The following is a 17671-nucleotide window of genomic DNA, read 5'->3' on the forward strand; positions in this document are numbered from 1 at the left end:
GGAGGGAATCGCGGGCGTCGGCGGGGTGGGCCGCGGGCGGTGCGTGTACGACCGCCCGCGGCCCGGTGGGAACCTCACATCAGCTGTGCAGGCTCCACTGCTGGTTCGTGCCGCCGTTGCACGACCACAGAATGATCTTTGTGCCGTTGGCGGTGGCGGCGCCGTTGGCATCCAGGCACAACCCGGACTGCACACCGGTGATGGTGCCGTTCGAGTTGAGGTTCCACTGCTGGTTGGTCTGGCCGTTGCAGTCCCAGATGATCACCTGGGTGCCGTTCGTGGTGCCCTGGTTGTACGCGTCCAGGCACTTGTTGCCGTACACCTGCAGCTGCTTGCCGGAGGTGTACGTCCACCGCTGGTTGGTCTGTCCGTTGCAGTCCCACAGCTGGACCTGGGTGCCGTTGGTGGTGCCGGCGTTCGGCACGTCGACGCAGCGGCCGGACTGGCCGCCGACGAGCGAGCCGCTCTGCTGGCCGGTCCCGCCGCCGTTGCCCTGCCTGACGAGCGACTTCGACTCGGCCGATCGGTTGCCCTGGGCGTCCACGACGAAGAGCCGATACTCACCGTTCGACGACGGAACGGCGATGGAGGTGGCGGTTCCGCTCGCCCTGGTCATGGTGCTGCCCTCGGTGAAGGAGGTCGTGCCCGAGGGGGCCAGCCAGACCGTCTTGCTCGCGTCGCCCGCGCTCCGGATGGGAATCGACGTCACACCGGCGCCGACGAACGTGCTGGCGGGCAGGACGTAGTCCGGCAGGGAGAGATTGCTCTGCGGGATGATGTTCCGGTACGCGTCCTCGAGCCCGGAGTTCACGGCGATGCCGTAGGCCTGCGACGGCCAGACGTAGTCGGAGGACACGAGGATGTCCTGGACCGTGCTGTTCGGCAGGTTCTTGTTGGAGACCTTGTTGATGGGGCCGTATGTCTGCGTGATGCTCAGATCGTGCTTACGCCCCCAGTCGTCGGAGTTGATGAGCCACGTGACGTTCTTGTCCACGCTCAGGACGTTGTCGCGGAAGGTCATGTACGCCGAGCCCTCGTCCGGGTGGAGCCCGTACTTGTGACCGGCCGGGACGCCCTCCAGATAGTTGTTGGTGATCGTGGTTCCCGGCTGGCTGCCCAGCGTGTAGATGGGAGCCGTGTCGCCGAGCCGCTGCACCGTGTCGATGATGTGGTTGTAGCTGATGGTGTTGTTCTTCGCCGTGGTGGTCGGCCGGTTCGGCGCGATCGAGCCTGACGATCCGTCGAAGTTCCACCAGCCCCAGCCGAGCGTGATGCCGGACCACGGGGCTTTCTCGATGCGGTTGTGCTGGATGGTCAGGGTGTCGGCGAAGTACGCCGAGATGGGGCTGTGCCCGTTGAACAACACGGCGCTGTCGTAGATGTAGTTGTTCTTGATATCGATGTTCTTGGGCGCTCCCTCCACCCCCACGGGATACTTCTCGTGGTTCGTGGAGGTGTAGTCCCCGATGTAGACATGCTGGGGATGGCCCACGACGACGGCGGAGCCGGCGATGTCGTTCGTGTAGTTCCCGATCAACTGGGTGTTCACCACGTCGTTGACCATGCTGATTCCGTCGACGCCGGTGTGCTGGATCCGGTTGTTCTGCAGGACGAGCCCGTCGGCGTTGTCGATCTGAATGGCGCCCGGCGCCACGTCGACGTTGCGGTAGTAGTAGTCGTGGAAGTTCTTCTTGGCGTAGACGAGTGCGCCGAGGTTGCCCTGCTGGGCCTGCTTGAACACCGAGCCGGCCACGTTGAAGAGGTTCCAGTCGGAATGCTCGACCGTGAGACCGGAGAAGGTGATGTTCCGGACGCGGTTGCTCGTGGAGGTTCCGGCGACCTTGATGAGGGTGGACACGTTGTTCGGCGCGAAGACCGTCGCGGTCGACACGTTTTCCGAAGCGGCCTTGTAGTAGTACAAGGTCTTGCTCGACTTGTCGAAGTAGAACTCGCCCGGGGAGTCGAGGAACTCGTAGGCGTTCATGACCTTGTGGGTGCCGCCGACCTGGGCGTTTCCGTTGAAGGCACCCTGGGCGATGGCCGCTCCTGGCTGCTGGAACAGGGCGACGCGGCTGGAGCCGTCAGTGGTGACCTGCCGGACTCCCACGATGGCCGTGGTCCAGGTCGTCGCCGTCTCTATTTCGATGTCGTCCTGGTTGGCGGCGACAGCGGGGAAATCATTGAGGCTGTATTTCGCCCCCGCGCACTGCGAACCGGATTCCCACGCCCACGGCGCCTGCCCCGCCGTGATGGTGTAGGTGCCGTAGCACCCCTGTGAGCTTATGGTCTTGGAAGCCATGTACGCCCGCTTGTCGTTGACGTAGAGCGCACGGAGCTTGTTGCTGCGGTTCAGCGGGGCTTTCCAGATGTTGCCGCTGTGCTGCGTCCATCCGGTCACCTGGACGCCTCCGTTGAGGATCGGCGTCTCGTTCTGGTAGGCGGTGTAGATGACCCGGTGACCGTTCGTGCCGGAGTCGGCCGGTGTGAAGTCGATCGTGCTGCTGACCGGGTAGTCGCCTCCGCGGAGGTACACGTAGATGTCGCCTGTCATGTTGGCGTTCACCGTGCGGACGACGTCCCTCGCGCGCTGCAGGGTTCTGAACGGTGACGTGATCGTTCCGGGGTTGGCGTCATTGCCGTCAGGGGCGACGTAGTAGGTCGCCTGGGTCGCGGCCGAGGCCGGGGTGCTCCCTGCGAAGGTCGGCAGCAGCACCGCGGCGACGAACACCGCGAGCGCTGCCAACGCCCTCTCAGTGGTGGACAGGGCTGACTTCACGCTCTGTTCCTTTCGCTGGTTCCGAGCGGATTTCCGCCGCCGCGAAATCACCCCGCCGTGGCGGGACTCGTGGGGGGTGTGCCGTTGCGCGGGCGGGCGTCTTCGTCATGCGGGTGCGGGTGTCGATCGGAGGGCCGTGCGGCTGTACGGGCCGAGGGGCGGGTCGGCGCCGCCGCGGCCGGTCCGCGGCCAAGATGCGGCCCGTGCGGCCGGTGCGGTCGCCGTCCGACGGGACACCCGGATGCGGGACATGCGGTCAAAGGGGTGCCTCCGAACGCAAGAGCTCAGTTGGGCTGTCCGAGGGTCATCCCATGAATAGGCTCGGTTTCGTAAAACGTATGACGTGTGATGTCTACGGTCAAGAAACAATCTTCAGCGTGGGGTGGCGTGTGGCCGGTCGGCAGGGGACGGCCGACGACACGAGCGAGTTCTGCCTGAAACTTTCACCGGCAGGAAGGGCGAGGCAGGGTGTCCTCGTGCTCCTTGGACGCGACGTGGCCTGCAGGGATCCATCCCATCTTTAATCGATGTGGAGGGGGTATTGCCCGTTCACTCAGGGCGGGGGCGGCGGTCGCGTCCCTCCGCCAGGGGACGTCCGAGCAGTCTGTCGATGCTGCGGCGCTCGCGTTTGGTGGGGCGTCCCGCGCCACGAGCCCGTACGGCCACCATCACGGCCTCCTCACGCGGAGGAGGCGGCGGGCTCTTGTCGACGTAGCATTCGGCGGCCACGGGGGCGCCGACGCGCTTGGTGATGATGCGGGAGACGACCACGATGCGTTCGCGTCCCTCGTGCCGCAGCCGGATCTCGTCTCCGACCCGCACGACGTGCGCGGGCTTGACCCGCACCCCGTTGACCCGGACGTGGCCGCCCCGGCACGCGTCGGACGCGATCGAACGAGTTCTGGTCAGCCGGACCGACCAGATCCAGATGTCCACGCGCGTGCTCGCCTGCTCACCCGACACTCCGCCACTTTACTGAGAGCGGCGTCCTGCCGGCAGGTCGGCCCGTCCGGCTGTGAACGGCCAAGGGCGACCGGCGAGCCTGCCGCGAGCAGGTTCGGAGATACACCGGCGCCCGGCCATGCGCGGCTCGTAGTGTCGGAGTCGTCATGAGCGACTCCGCGTCATACCTGGCCTTCGTCGCCTCCGTACCGCGCCTTCGTGCCGCGGCGGGCGCACTGCTCCGAGACCGCGAGGGGCGGGTGCTCGTCGTGCACCCGGTCTATAAGGACGAATGGGACATCCCCGGCGGAATGATCGAGGCGGGGGAGTCCACCACCGACGCTCTGCTCCGTGAACTGCAGGAGGAGCTGGGCATCGCACCGCCGGTGGGCCGGCTCGCCTGTGTCGACTGGGTGCCACCCGCACCGCCCTGGGACGCCGGGCTGATGTTCGTCTTCGACTCAGGGGTGCTCACCGAGTCCCAGATCGCGGCGATCCGCCTGCAGCCCCAGGAACTCGACGAATACGTGTTCGCCGCTCCCGCGGACCTGGACTCGCTCCTGCCGCCAGGCCAGGCGCGGAGGATGAACGCGGCGATCTCGGCGGCCGACACCGGCCAGGCCGCTTATCTGGAGGACGGCCGCCACCGGCCGAGTGGTGCTTGACCTGGGGCGGCGCGGGCTCGCCTCGGTGACCGCCGGTCGGCCGCTGCTGGGCGTACCGCGCCGCGCCCCCCGCCGTTAGGGTTCGGTGCATGGTCACCCCCCTGGAGCCCGACGACCCGCGCGCGCTGGGTGAGTTCACGCTGAGCGGGCGGCTCGGCGAGGGCGGGCAGGGGGTGGTGTTCCTCGGCCGGTCGCCGCGCGGGGAACCGGTCGCGGTGAAAGTGCTCAAGTCGGGCCTCGACGCGTCGGTGCAGGAACGGCTGGTCCGCGAGCTCGACGCGATGCGCGGGGTCGCGCCCTTCTGCACCGCGCGGGTGCTGACCGTGGTGGTCGACGGCCGGATGCCGTACGTCGTGAGCGAGTTCATCGACGGGCCCTCTCTGCAGCAGCGGGTCGATTCCGGTGGTCCGCTGCGGGGCGGTGAGCTGGAACGCCTCGCGGTCGGTACGGCCACGGCGCTGACGGCCATTCACGGCGCCGGGATCGTGCACCGGGACTTCAAACCGGCCAACGTGCTGCTGGGGCCGGACGGCCCCCGGGTGGTGGACTTCGGCATCGCCAGGCACGGCGCGAGTGACACGATCACGGCGGGCCCGGTCGGCACCCCGGCCTACCTGGCTCCCGAGCAGATCGCCGGAGCCCCGGCGACGCCCGCCTCCGACGTGTTCGCCTGGGGTGCCACGATCGTCTTCGCCGCCACGGGCCGTGAGGCCTTCGGAGCCGACAGCGTCCCCGCCGTCATGCACCGGATCCTGACCGCCGAGCCCGACGCCTCGGCTCTGCTCCCGCCACTGCGCTCGGTGGTCGAGCGCTGCCTGGCGAAGGATCCCGCGCGCCGGCCGTCCTCCCGCGACCTGCTGCTGGAACTCGTCGGGTCCGCCGCCGACCCGCTCCAGGCGGGCGCGGCGGCGGCCACCACCAGGCCGGAAGGCGTACGGCGAGGCGGGACGACCGCGATCCTCCCGGTGCCCGGTCCGGGCGGGACGTTCCCGTCCGGCGACGAGACCACCGGGGCGGGCGGCCACCGGCGGGCGTCCCGTGCGGGGATCGTCGCCGGGGTGGTGGCCGTCGTGGCCGCGGTGTCGGTCACCGCCGCTCTGCTGGCGCCGCGCCTGCTGTCCGGGGCAGGCACCTCGACGCCCGCCGCCACGACGCCCGCCGCCACGACGCCCGCCGCCACGACGACCGTCTCGCGCGCGGCCGGCTCGTCGGCGCCACCCACACCTGGGGAGGACGCCACGGCCTACGGCACGGAGCAGGACGACACCGTGACGACGGAGGAGGCCGTGGAGGACGCTGCCGACGACACCGCAGAGGACGCCGGGCCGACACCGACAGCGGCTGCCGTGCCGTCGACCACGCCGGGCGGTACGGTTCCGGCCGCGTTCGCCGGCACCTGGGGCGGCCATCTCGAACCCGACCAGCTCGTGGGCACCAGCGAGACCGACGTACAGGTCGTGCTGGAGCAGGGCGGGCGCGCCGGAAGCTGGAAGGACACCAACAGTTCATGCCGGGGGAGCCTGACGCTGACGCGCAGCTCCAGCACGGCGCTCGTCTTCCGGCTGGACACGTGCGCCCCGGGCACGATCACCCTGATCCGGACCGGCGAAGGGCTCGCCTACCGATGGGCCGGCGACGAGGGCGAGGTCACCTATCAGGGCCTCCTGGTCAAGGACTGACCGTAGGGTGGGCGGCATGCCGCTGCGACTTGGCCTGCTGAACTTCAAGGCTCGGGACAACTCGGCGCTCGGCCGGTTCTGGGCGGACGCGCTCGGCTGGGATGTCTTCAGTGACGGACCCGCTGTGACGGGCGTCGGGCCCGTGGGCTTCGTCTGGCAGGACCCCATGGGCTTCTGCGTCTGTGTCGTCGCCGTGCCGGACCCTGAGGCGGTGAGATATCGCGTGCACCTGGATCTGGCCACCACCTCCGCGGCCCATCAGGCGGAGCTGGTCGCGCGGTTGCAGGATCTCGGGGCGACGCCCGCCGACGTGGGGCAGGGCGACGTGCCGTGGACGGTGCTGGCCGATCCCGAGGGCAACGTGTTCTGCGTGCTGGAGCCCCGGGAGATGTACCAGGACACCGGGCCGATCGCCGCGGTGGTGGTCCACTGCGATGACCCTCGGGCCATGGCCCGCTTCTGGGACGCGGCCGTCGACTGGACCCTCCACGAGGTGAGCGACGACCACGCGCGGCTGCGCTCGGCCACCGGCGTCGGGCCCTACCTGGAGTTCATCCGGACCACACCCGATGCCGCGCCCGTGTGGACCCGCGTCCACCTCGACCTGCTGCCCTACCCCGGTGACGACCAGGCGGCGGAGGTCGCCCGCCTGAAGACCCTCGGCGCCACTCCCGCCGACGTGGGGCAGGGCGATGTCTCCTGGGTCGTCCTCGCCGACCCGCAGGGCCACGAGTTCTGCGTCCTCGCCCCGGCCTGACGCGGATCCCGCGCCTTCATGACTCCGCTGACAGTAGGTGTCAGTGGAGGAGCCGTACGGTCCCGGCATGGCGTTCAGCGAGAAGGCCATTCGTAAGTTGGCCGAAAGGGCGGGACTGTGTACGACTTCGATTTCTTCATAGGCACGTGGGACGTGACCAATCGGAGGCTGCTGAAGCGAGGTGTCGGCAGCGACGAGTGGGAGGAGTTCCCCGGCCACTGCGTCGCGTACGGCCTCTTCGGCGGCGCGGGCAGCTTCGACACGCTCATATTGCCCACCAAGGACTTCGACGGCGCGACGATCCGGACGTACGACGCCGAGCGGGACGAGTGGTCCATCCACTGGGTCAACAGCAGGCGCGGCCTGGATCCGGTCCCGGTCGTGGGCCGTTTCGTCGACGGAGTCGGCACCTTCTACGCCGACGACACCGACGACGGCCGTCCGATCCGCATCCGGTTCATCTGGTCGGGGATCACACCCGGCTCGTGCCGCTGGGAGCAGGCGTTCTCCTACGACGGCGGCCAGACCTGGGAGACCAACTGGACGATGGACTTCACCCGCGTCGGGTGACGCACGGCCGCGCGCGGTTCAGCTCAGTTCAGGTCCAGGGAGACGAGCGCCCTACGATCACTGAATCGCCGGCCGCGGCCGGCGGGCCTGAGACGGAATCCGTCGGCGACGGGCGGGCGAACCCGGCCCGGCGAGCGTCTCGGCCGGGCCGGGTCCCGAGGGGGTCAGCCCGGTTGGTCGCCCGTGGCGACGGGGCGGGCCGGGTCGGAGCTCCAGGCCGACCAAGAGCCGGGGTACAGCGCCGCGGTGACACCGAGCTTGGCGAGGGCGAGGATGTCGAGCGTGGCGCCCACGCCGCCGCCGCAGTAGACGCCGACGGCGCCCTCGCCGCCCACACCGAGGGCGGCGTAATCGGCGCGTAGGTCTTCGTCGCTCTTCAGGAGGCCGTCGGCGCCCAGGTTGCCGGCGCTCGGTCTGCTCAGCGCGCCGGGGATGTGGCCGCCACCGTTCAGGCCGGTGTAGGCGGCCTCGGGACGTGCGTCGAGAAGCACGCCGGAGCGGGCGAGTGCGGCGGCCTGGCCGGCGTCGAGCGTCGGCAGGGAGCCGGTTTTGACGGTGAGGTCGCCTTCGCGTTCCGGAGGGGCTTGTGTGACGAGTTCGCCGCCCGCCGCCTGCCACGCGTCGACGCCGCCGTCCAGGTAGCGCACGTCGGGGACCCCGGCCCACGTCAGCGTCCACCAGGCGCGTGCGGCGATGGCCGGGTTCTCCCGTGTGTACACGACGACGATCGAGTTCTCGTTGACGCCCCAGCGGCGTACCGACTCCTGGATCTGCCGCTCGCCCGGCAGCGGGTTGTTGCCGGAACCAGGGTGGCGCGGGCCCGCGAGCTGTGAGATCAGTTCGACGACGTGTGCGCCTGGCAGCCGTCCCTGCTCGCCCTGCGCTGGGTCCAGCTTGCGCCGGATCTCCAGCAGGACGACGTCCCTGCCCTTGGCCAGTTTGCGCCGCAGCTTTTCTGCGGAGATCACCGGGGACTTGACCTCGACGGGTGTCGCAGTCATACGGGGTGCCTCGTACTTTCTCTGGAAAGGTGGGGGACGGTGAGCTCAGACGGCGGCGACGCTCTTCGCAGCGCGCAGTTCGAAGAGCCGGCGGGCATTGCCGGCCCGGATCCGCTCCTGTGCGGCCGCGTCGAGTCCGGCGGCGTCGAGGGCGTCGCCGACCAGTTCGGCGGAGATCGGGCGGCCCGGCCAGTCGCTGCCGACGATGATCCGATCGACGCCGATGACTTCGGCGTAGTAGCGGATGAGCCACGGGTTCAACCGTGTGGTGTCGAAATAGATGTTCGCGGGGGCGCCGTCCGCGGACTTCCGCCGGTACGCCGCCAGCTCATCGGTGGCGAAGTACAGCGCGCCGCTGCCGAGAGCGGTGAACACCAGGTGCAGGTCTGGCAGCCGGGCCGGCAGGTCGGCGTGGAGCGCCGACAGGAAACTGGCGCCGTTCTGCAGTCCGCGCCCGATCGAGTTGCCGGGGCGCCCGGCGGCCTTCACCAGTGCCTCCGCCTGCGGCGCGGCCACAGGGTGAACGAAGACCGGGACGCCGAGAGCGGCGGCCAGCTCCAGGGTTGGGAACGCCTCGGAGGAGCTGAGGAACCGGTCGTCGCGTGAGGAGTCGAGCACGATGCCGTGCAGGCCGAGCTCTTCGATCGCGTAGCGGGTCTGTTCCGCCCCGGCCTCGCCGGAGAACGCGTCGACCGTGGCGAGACCGAGGAACACGTCGGGCCGTTCCCGGACGGCCTCGGCCAGGTACTCGTTCACCGTGTTGACCGCGGCCGTCTCGACCGGGCCGTTCAGGCCGAACAGCTGCTCGACGGGTGCGCTGAGGGCGCGCAGGTCGACGCCGCCGTCTATGCTCTCCAGGGCCAGCCCCGGGAGGTCCTCCAGGAGCTTTTTGGGGAACCCGGCGACCGGGCGCGGACGCTCGCCGCCGGGCACCCGCCAGCCCGGCGGGCGGTAGTGGGTGTGAATGTCGATGAGCCCGGCATCGGCAAGGGTGGTCATGTCATCGCTCCGATCTCGCCGGTCAGCGCGGCGTGGGCAGACCGTAATGGCCGCGCAGAGTCGTCTCGGTGTATTCCTTGCGGTAGATCCCCTTCGCCTGCAGCAGGGGGACGACGTGGTCGACGAAGATCTCCAGGCCGTCGGGGAACGTGGGCGCCTTGTAGTTGAACCCGTCGGCGGCGCCGGTCGTGAACCACAGTTCGATGTCGTCGGCGACCTGCTCCGGCGTCCCGACGAACACGTAGTGGCCGTGCGCCGCGATGTCCCACTCGATCACCTGCCTGGCGGTGAGGCGCGCCTCGACCGCCTTGGTGCGCAGTGCCTCGACCCGGCTCCTGAACGTGCTGGTCGCGATCGAGTGCTCCCACAACGAGTCCGGGATCGGCTTGTCGAGATCGACGCCCGACACGTCCAGCCCGTCGCCGCGCGCGACCTCCTCGATCGCTCCCTCGATGTCGATCAGCTGGTTCAGTTCGTCGAACGTGGCCTGCGCCTCCGCCTCGGTGCTGCCGACCACGGCGAGATAACCGGGCAGGACGTGCGCGTGCCCGGGGTCGCGTCCCGCTTCGGAGACCCGGCGCTTGAAGTCGCGGTAGAACTCGCGTGCCGCCTCGATTGTCGGCTGGGCGGTGAAGATGGCGTCCGCGTGGCGGGCGCCCTGCGAGCGGCCGAAGTCGGAGTCGCCGGCGTGGAAGATGAGCGGACGCCCCTGCGGTGAGCGGGGCACGTTGAACACCGCGTCGATCTGGAAGTGCTTGCCCTGGAAGGGCACGCGGTGGACCTTGCCCGGGTCCAGGAACACCCCGGTCTCCTGATCGGCGATCACCGCGTCCGGCTCCCAGCTCTCCCAGAGCGCCTTGACGATCTGGATGAACTCCTCCGACCGCTCGTAGCGCAGGGCGTGCTCGGGGTGGGCGGACGGGCCGAAGTTGGCAGCGGTCGCGGCGTTGGACCCGGTCACGGCGTTCCATCCGGCGCGGCCACGGGTGAGCAGGTCGAGCGAGGCGATCTGCCGTGCCGTGTTGTACGGCTCGGAGTACGTCGTCGAGACCGTCGAGGCGAGCCCGAGGTGGGTGGTGACGGCGGCGAGCACTCCCAGCAGCGTTATCGGCTCGGGCTTCGTCTGGCCCCCGGACGGCTGCACGGGGCCGAGGTTCGGTCCGTCGGCGAAGAACACCGCGTCGAACAGGCCGCGCTCGGCGGTCTTTGCCGTACGGATGTTGAAGTCGATGTCCCAGAGCTGGTGGGGGTCGACGCCGGGGTGCCGCCATGCGGCCCGGTGGTTGCCGTACCAGTTGCCGAACAGGTTCAGATGAAGTTCGCGGGTGTGGTCGGTCATAATCGTGTCGCAGTCTCCTCGATGGGTCGTTGTCCGTTCGCCGGCCGGCCGCTCAGCCGATCGCCGCCTTCGCGTCGACGTCGGGACGCCAGACGGCGTGGGCGTAGTGCGCGGTGAAGGACTCCTCCGGGGCTGCGGCGGCGGGCGGCTTCGGCCGCTGCCAGTCGGCGAGGAAGAGGTCGCGGCTGATCGCCTCGACCAGGCGCGGCACGCCGGTGCGCAGGCTGGGGATGTCGCCGACGGGACGGCCGAAGCTCTGCGCCGCGGCGACGTTGAACACGTGGACGTCACGCAGCCACGGAGCCGAGCCGGGCACGCGTTCGGTGAGCTCGTAGCCGTCACCGAGATAGGGGTACGCGCCGAGGCTCTCGGAGCGGAGTGCGGCCGGGGGCTCGTACACGTCCCGCCACAGTGCGATGTCCTCGGCCAGACGCCGCAGCTCCGGCCGGGTGCGCGGGTCGTACTGGTAGCCGGTCCCGGCGATGACGAAGTCGTAGGCGTGTGTGCCGTCGGCCGCCTCGACGACGACCCTGCCGTCCTCTTCACGCAGCGCCGTCCACGGCGCGTTGAAGTGCAGGCGCAGGTTCGGGAAGGCGACCGCGCGCAGCACGGTGTCCAGCGGGCTGGTCGACCCCTTGTTCGCCTGGTTCCACCGGTTCTGCCAGCGCGCCGCGTCGGGCAGCCGGTGGAAGTTCTCCTGCGCGCCGGGGTTCGGCACGTTGCCTCCGGTGGGCTGGATGACCAGTTCGGCGCGGTAGGAGAACATGTGCACCTCGCGGGCGCCGGACTCCAGCGCGACCGCGGCGGCGTCGAGCGCGGAGGTGGCGGCACCGAGGATGCCGACATCCTTGCCGTCCAGCCCGGCGAAGTCGATCTCGTGGCCGGTATGGGCGCGGAGATGTTCCGGCAGCCCTTCGAAGATCGCGGGGATGTACGGGCCGCCGGTCCCCTCGACGCCTGTCGCGAGGACGATCTTGCGCACCACCTCGGTCTGCCGCTGCCCGTCGACGTCCAGGTGCAGCCGCAGCAGTCCGTCGACCGGCTCGATGTCCGCGACCCTGGTCCGGTAGCGGACCTCCACGCCGACCTGCCGCTGGAACCATTCGATGTAGTCGGCCCAGTCGGTGCGGGCGATACGTCCGATGGCCCGGAACGCCTCCTCGCCGTGCAGTCCCTCGTACCAGGCCTGGAATCCGATCGCCGGGTTGCCGAGCTCAGGGCCGGAACGGGTCTTCGGCGTACGCAGGGTGTTCATCCGCGCCCGGGTCCGCCACACGCCGGTTTTCGCCTGGTCGGCCGCCTCTATGACGGTGACTCTGGAGATGCCGGCGCGGCGCAGGGCGTACGCGATGGTCACGCCGCTCTGCCCTCCGCCGATGATCGCGACGTCGTGGTCCACGCCGGGAACCGGGGCGACCCAGTTGCCGGGGTCGGCGCCGAGCAGCCGCAGCGACTCCTGCGCCGCGCGGTCGACATCGTGGTGCTTGCTCATCGTGTCCTGCCTTCTACACGGGGGTGGGGGTCAAGCGTGCGCGTAGGCCGCACGCAGCGCGGGGAGGATGTGCTCCCTGAGAAGGTCGATCTGTTCGAGCATCTGGTCGAAGGCGCCGCCGGGCTGGTCGATGGAGAACATCTGCCGCTGGTAGCCGCCGTACTGCTCCTGGAAGTGGGCGATCTTGTCGAGGGCCTGGGCCGGGCTGCCCACGGTCAGCGCGCTATGCCGGATCGCCTCCTCAAGGGTGTCGTAGGGCCACTTGGACAGGTCGGGACGCTGCGCCTCGAACTCGCGCAGCGCGTCCTGGGAGCGGAGACCGACGTGCACCTTCGCGCCCGATCCGACCGGCGCGGACTCCGCGGTGCCGTGTCCGTGGGCGGCGTAGCGCTCGCGGAAGTACCGGACGTGCGGCGCCGCCTGCTCCGCGCGCTGCGCGAGCTTCACCAGACCCCGCAGACGCTCGGTGGCGGTCGCGCCCACGGACGGGTCGCCGGCGAGGTTGCCGGTGCTGAAGATCCCGATTTCCATGGCCGTCAGGCGGTCCTCGCGATGGCCGGCCGGTCGAAGTGCTCCCGGAACGTCGTGCTGGTGTAGGCCTTGCGGAACAGGCCGCGACGCTGGAGCTCCGGCACCACCAGGTCGACGAACGCGTCCAGCGAGCCCGGCTGGTATGGCGGGAAGACGACGACGCCGTCGAGCTTGCGGTCCTCGAAGTTCTCCTCGATCCAGTCGGCCACCTCCTGCCCGGAACCGACGACCGGCACCTGGTTGGCGGGGCCGTTGGCGATGAAGTGGTCGAGGTCGGCGAGAGTGATGTCCTCGTCGCCGAAGCCGAGGAAGGCGTCCTTCACGATCCATGCCGAAGCGGGGTTCGCGGTGACGTCCACGACGTCCTTGACCTTGTCCTTCGGCCCGGCGTTGCCGAGGTCCACGCCAAGTACGCGCCCGAGTTCGCGCGCGTCGAACGGCACGACCGAGAGGTCCTGGATCTCGCGGAACGTGGCGTGAGCGGCCGACGAGGTCTCGTCGACGTAGAACGTGATGCCGGGCAGCAGATAGTAGGAGTCCGGGTCGCGTCCGTAGCTCGCGGCCAGCGCCTTCTGCGTCTGGTAATACTCGGCCTGCTTGTCGGCGAAGGGGATGAAGCGGACGTCCGCGTACTTGGCGCCGAACTCGAACGAGCGCTGGGAAGTGCCCGCCACGATCAGCGGCGGGCGGCGCTGCGGGGACGGCGGGATGTTCAGCGGCCCCTCGACACTGAAATGCCTGCCGCGGAAGGAAGTCGGCTGGATCTTGCTGAGATCGAGGAACCGTCCGCCCTCCCGGTCGCCGACGTACCAGCCGTCCTGCCAGCCGTCCCACAGCGACCAGAGGATCTGGATGAACTCCTCCGCGCGATCCCATCGGGCGTCGCCGTCGGGCTGCTCGTCGAATCCGTAGTTGCGCGCCGCGTCGTCGCTGCGCCCGGTGACGATGTTGATCGCGGCGCGGCCCCGGCTGAGGTGGTCGAGGGTCGCGGTCTGGCGGGCGACGTTGAACGGGTGCTGGTAGGTCGTGTTGAACGTCGATACGAGCCCGATGCGCGTGGTCAGCGCGGCGACGTAGGCGTTCGCGGTGAAGCTGTCGAGCTTGAACAGCCCGTTGGGAGTCCAGTAGTGCTCGCCGTCGACCAGGTTCACGACGCCGTTGGCGGCGGTGTCGGCCGACCAGTTCTGCTTGCGGCCCCCCGGCTTGCCGGGAAGCCGGGAGGACTCGCCGTTGCCGAGGAACAAGTAGTCGAACAGCCCTCGTTCGGCGGTCTGCGCGGTCGCCCGGTAGAAGTCCGGGTCGCCCTCAAGGACCTTGTAGTGGCGCCGGCGCCGCCAGCCCGTGCCGTGGCGCCCCTCGGGCCAGATGGAGTGCCCCAGCTTCACATGCCGTCTCTCACTCATGTCCGTGCTCCTGCTTTCGTAGTCCTGTCGATCGGTTCACTTGGTGTCCGGTAGAGCCGCGTCCGGACGAGGTCTGTCACCGTCGCCCACACGGCGAGCGCGAAGAAGAGCCCGGCCGCGACCACGCCGGCGACGAGCGCGCTGTCGTAGGTGGACCGCCCGGCGTTCGTCAGCTCCCCCGCGTGCCCGTAGACCACGGCATAGAAAGCCGCCGAGGTGGCCGCGATGCCGAGCGAGTTGCCGATGCGCTGAGTAAGGTGGCCGATCGAGGCGGCGAGGCTGCCCTTCTCGGCCGGTACGTCGCTCAGCAGCAGCACATGGTTGGGGGAGATCACCATGCCGCTGCCGAGCCCGTTGAGGATCTGCGCCACGGTGACCACCGCGATCGCGGGGCGTTGCGCGAGGAGGTTCACGGCCAGGACGGAGACGAGGCTCCCCGCGGCCGACGTGAACAGGCCGGTCAGAGTGATGACGCGGCCCCATCGCAGCACCCGCCGCGCCGCCCAGCGCGCTCCGAAGGCGGAGGCCGCCGAAGACGGCAGCAGCACGAGAGCGGCGAGGAACGGCGAGAGCCCGAGCGCGAGCTGCAGGTACAGCATCATCACGAGCCCCACGCCGGGTCCGGCGGCCAGCCACGACGCGGCGACGAGCAGCGCGTTCCGGTACGAGCGGGTGCGCAGCAGCTCCCCGTCCAGCAGCGGGAGCAGGCCACGTCCGAGGTAGCGGCGTTCCCATCGCAGGAACAGCACGGCGAAGACGGCGGCGGGGACGAGCGCCGACCACCGGGCCGCGCTGTCGCCCGGCAGGCCGGTGGTCAGCACGAGCGGGAACAGCACCAGCAGCACGGTGACACCGAGAAGCACGGCGCCGATGGGGTCGAAGCTGCGGGTGATCGTCGTCATGACCGGCTGCGTCCGGGGCAGGTGGCGAGCACCGGCGGCGAACAGTGCGACCCCGACGGGGACGTTCATCAGGAAGATCCACCGCCAGCCCTGGTCCGCACCGCCCACGGTCATGAGCAGGCCACCGATGCCGGGCCCGGACGCGGTCGCGACGGCGGTCATCACGCCGTAGGCGCCGAACGCCCGGCCCCGGTCGGCCCCGCCGAACAGCTGCTGGATCACCCCGATCGTCTGCGGCATCAGGATCCCGGCCGCGACACCGAGCAGGACGCGTCCCGCGATCAGCGTCCGCAGGTCCGCCGCGAGGCCGCAGGCGAGGCTGGAGGCGATGTACAGCAGCAGCCCGACGCGGATCAGCTGGTGTCTGCGGCCCTGGTCGCCGAGGCGTCCGAAGGGCACGAGCGTGAGGCCGAACGCCACGACGTATCCCGCGGAAATGAGCTGCAGGCTCGTCGGGCCGACGTGCAGCGAGCGGGCGATCGCGGGTAGCGCCACGTTCGCGTCGCTGATGCCGACCAGCAGGACCCCCGACAGGATCGACGCGACGTACAGGGCGCGCCATCGCGATCTGTCGTCCATGTGCGTGGTGCCGGCCGGCACTGTCCCCGGACTCATCGCTCCGGCTTCCATCCGAGCCTCGGTGCCACCTCGGCCGCGATCCGCTCCAGGCCCTCCAGCGCGACGTCCACCGTGCGTTTGCGGCCGAGCCCGGCAGCCGCGTCCTCGATGATGTTGGTGACGGCGATGAGATGGTCCACCTCGGGCAGCAGCGCGGCGTCGTCCCGGAGGGCCTGCGCCGTCTGGGACGGCGAGCCGGTCGCGACGTTCATCGACGCGAGCACCTGGTCGTCGGTCAGGTCACGGGAGTCGATCCCGTTGACCTTCGCGAGACGGGCCCGGCCGGCCTTCAGGAACGGGCCCAGCGCCGCCAGCGCCGACTCACGTGAGTCGGCGGGGTAGATCATCCGGATGCCGCCGAGCCGCGGCCGCAGGCTGCCCGACACCTCGGCCGGGGCCTCGACGGGACCCGTCTCCGCCCACTGGGCCAGGTACGCGTCGATGATCGGCCGCTGCTGGGTCCGGGCGTCCAGGGTCGCGGTGCCGAACAGCAGGCCGAGGCCGGTGAGCGCGGCACGGCGGGCCGACGCGGCACTGCCCGCGGTGCGCCAGAGCCGGCGCGACAACGGCGTGCCGTCCACCGGCAGGGTCAGGTCGGTGCCGCGCAGTGGGTGGCCCGCGAGGGCGCCCTGCAACACGGCGAGGTTCTCGTCGAACAGCGCCGTCGCCCGTGCCTTGTCACGGCCGAAGGCGGCGTACTTGTCGATGTTGGCGTTGCCGGTCCCGAGGCCGAGCTGCAGACGCCCCCGGGAGATCCCGTCCAGCGTGAGCGCGTCTTCGGCGAGCTGGACGGGGTCGGTGATCGGCAACGTCACCACCGCGACGCCGAGCCCGATGCGCCCGGTCGCCACGGCGACCGGCGCAAGAGAGATCAGCGGCGACGGAGCCGATCCCTCCTCTCCGCCGGCCAGCAGGTGCTGCGCCACGAATCCGACGTCGTACCCGAGTGCCTCGGCTCCCACGAACAGGCGGACGAGCTCCTCATGCGCCTCCCCTCGCCCGGAGGCGGAGCGCACGTGGGTGAAGAAGCCCAGCTTGAATGGCTTGCGCGCGGGCGGACTCACGCCTCACCCGCCTGGGTGCCGCGCCGCCACCGGGTGACGCGCTTCTCGAGCAGCAGGAAGATCGCGTTGAACAGGTAGCCGATGACGGCGACCGTGAGCACGCCGGCCAGCAGTTGCCGCAGGTTGAAGTTCTGCTGGGCGAACATCAGGTAGTAGCCGATGCCGTCGTTTCCAGAGAGCATGCCGATGACGACCGCGAGCACCAGCGACATGCCCAGCGACTGCCGCATGCCGACGAGGATGTACGGCGTCGCGAACGGCAGGGCGATCTCTTTCTGGGTCTGCAGCCACGACAAGCGGTACGTCTGCGCGGTCTCGGCGAGGATCTTCGACACGCCGCGGGCGCCGGCGTAAGAGTTGATGATCATCGGGAAGATGCCTCCGGTGAGGAACACGGCGATCTTCATCTGGTCGCCGAGCCCGAGGAACAGGATGTAGATCGGCAGGATCGCGGTGGCCGGAGTGAGCCGCAGGATCTCGACGAGCGGCTCGGACAGCCCCCAGATCACCCGTGATCGGCCCATCAGGAAACCGATTCCGACGCCGAGCGGCACCGCGAGCGCCAGCGCCTCGGCCATCGTGCGCAGGGTGATCGACAGTTGCCGCAGCAGATCGCCCTCGGTCGCCTCTCGCCACCACGTCTCGACGATGCGGTCCGGCGAGGAGATGGTCGGGTCGTAGTGGACGCCCGAGTAGGCCTGCCAGAAAACGACGATCAAGGCGACGAGCGTCCAGCCGGACGCTCGGCTGCGGAGGTAGCGGCGCACCGTCCGGCGTACGGGGCCGACGGGCCTGAGCCCGTTCTCCACGGGGGCCGCGCCGTCCGGCCCGGTGACGGTCGCGGGGGTGGCCCCCGGAGTGGTCTCGGTGACGGCCATGGCGTCGGCCCGCGGGCTGGGCTTGAGTGGTGTTCCGGCGATGTCGGTCATGGCT

15 protein-coding genes are annotated in these 17671 nt (G+C 69.9%); 4 read left to right on the plus strand and 11 right to left on the minus strand.

All coding sequences use genetic code 11. The features are described from left to right. Positions 1–79 precede the first annotated feature (79 nt). Both HCK04_RS44295 and HCK04_RS22275 read right to left on the minus strand, forming a co-directional pair. Positions 80–2776, minus strand: a complete 2697-nt coding sequence (locus tag HCK04_RS44295; protein WP_142649305.1) for an RICIN domain-containing protein — start codon at positions 2774–2776, stop codon at positions 80–82. A gap of 549 nt (positions 2777–3325) precedes the next feature. Further along, a complete protein-coding gene (locus HCK04_RS22275) occupies positions 3326–3739 on the minus strand; it encodes an RNA-binding S4 domain-containing protein (RefSeq protein ID WP_142649306.1) in 414 nt (137 codons plus the stop codon). A 146-nt stretch (positions 3740–3885) separates the two neighbouring features. Between HCK04_RS22275 and HCK04_RS22280 the strand changes: the two genes are divergently transcribed. The 4 genes from HCK04_RS22280 to HCK04_RS22295 all read left to right on the plus strand — a co-directional run bounded on the left by HCK04_RS22280 (position 3886) and on the right by HCK04_RS22295 (position 7389). After that, entirely contained in the window at positions 3886–4383 is a 498-nt protein-coding gene (locus tag HCK04_RS22280) for an NUDIX hydrolase (protein WP_142649307.1), read from the plus strand. Positions 4384–4472: 89 nt separating this feature from the next. Next, a complete protein-coding gene (locus tag HCK04_RS22285) occupies positions 4473–6062 on the plus strand; it encodes a serine/threonine-protein kinase (RefSeq protein WP_142649308.1) in 1590 nt (529 codons plus the stop codon). A 16-nt stretch (positions 6063–6078) separates the two neighbouring features. After that, positions 6079–6819: a VOC family protein gene (locus tag HCK04_RS22290; protein ID WP_142649309.1), complete on the plus strand. Its 741-nt coding sequence runs from the start codon at positions 6079–6081 to the stop codon at positions 6817–6819. 153 nt (positions 6820–6972) lie between these two features. Beyond that, complete coding sequence (locus HCK04_RS22295; protein ID WP_260617369.1) at positions 6973–7389, plus strand: hypothetical protein; 417 nt, start codon at positions 6973–6975, stop codon at positions 7387–7389. Positions 7390–7553: 164 nt separating this feature from the next. Here the strand turns inward: HCK04_RS22295 and HCK04_RS22300 are convergent, their stop codons facing one another. Genes HCK04_RS22300 through HCK04_RS22340 form a run of 9 tightly spaced genes read right to left on the minus strand, consistent with a single transcriptional unit; the run spans position 7554 to position 17667 of the window. After that, positions 7554–8390: a rhodanese-like domain-containing protein gene (locus HCK04_RS22300; RefSeq protein WP_142649311.1), complete on the minus strand. Its 837-nt coding sequence runs from the start codon at positions 8388–8390 to the stop codon at positions 7554–7556. Positions 8391–8435: 45 nt separating this feature from the next. Beyond that, positions 8436–9389 (minus strand): amidohydrolase family protein, encoded by a 954-nt coding sequence (locus HCK04_RS22305; protein ID WP_142649312.1) that lies wholly within the window; start codon positions 9387–9389, stop codon positions 8436–8438. Positions 9390–9411: 22 nt separating this feature from the next. Next, complete coding sequence (locus HCK04_RS22310; RefSeq protein WP_142649313.1) at positions 9412–10728, minus strand: LLM class flavin-dependent oxidoreductase; 1317 nt, start codon at positions 10726–10728, stop codon at positions 9412–9414. A gap of 52 nt (positions 10729–10780) precedes the next feature. Next, positions 10781–12220 (minus strand): NAD(P)/FAD-dependent oxidoreductase, encoded by a 1440-nt coding sequence (locus HCK04_RS22315; RefSeq protein WP_142649314.1) that lies wholly within the window; start codon positions 12218–12220, stop codon positions 10781–10783. 30 nt (positions 12221–12250) lie between these two features. Beyond that, on the minus strand, positions 12251–12751 hold the full coding sequence (locus HCK04_RS22320) for a hypothetical protein (RefSeq protein WP_142649315.1): 501 nt from the start codon (positions 12749–12751) through the stop codon (positions 12251–12253). Positions 12752–12756: 5 nt separating this feature from the next. Then, positions 12757–14154 carry an NtaA/DmoA family FMN-dependent monooxygenase gene (locus HCK04_RS22325; RefSeq protein WP_142649316.1) on the minus strand — a complete coding sequence of 466 codons (1398 nt, stop codon included), beginning with the start codon at positions 14152–14154 and terminating at the stop codon, positions 12757–12759. Further along, positions 14151–15671: an MFS transporter gene (locus tag HCK04_RS22330; RefSeq protein ID WP_168066171.1), complete on the minus strand. Its 1521-nt coding sequence runs from the start codon at positions 15669–15671 to the stop codon at positions 14151–14153. Before HCK04_RS22330 ends, HCK04_RS22325 begins: the two co-directional genes overlap by 4 nt. Further along, positions 15668–16738 (minus strand): LLM class flavin-dependent oxidoreductase, encoded by a 1071-nt coding sequence (locus HCK04_RS22335; RefSeq protein ID WP_142649318.1) that lies wholly within the window; start codon positions 16736–16738, stop codon positions 15668–15670. Before HCK04_RS22335 ends, HCK04_RS22330 begins: the two co-directional genes overlap by 4 nt. Beyond that, complete coding sequence (locus tag HCK04_RS22340; protein ID WP_142649319.1) at positions 16735–17667, minus strand: ABC transporter permease; 933 nt, start codon at positions 17665–17667, stop codon at positions 16735–16737. Before HCK04_RS22340 ends, HCK04_RS22335 begins: the two co-directional genes overlap by 4 nt. Positions 17668–17671: the final 4 nt, after the last annotated feature.

It is taken from the genome of Microbispora sp. CL1-1 (genome assembly GCF_012034195.1).
Lineage (GTDB): Bacteria > Actinomycetota > Actinomycetes > Streptosporangiales > Streptosporangiaceae > Microbispora.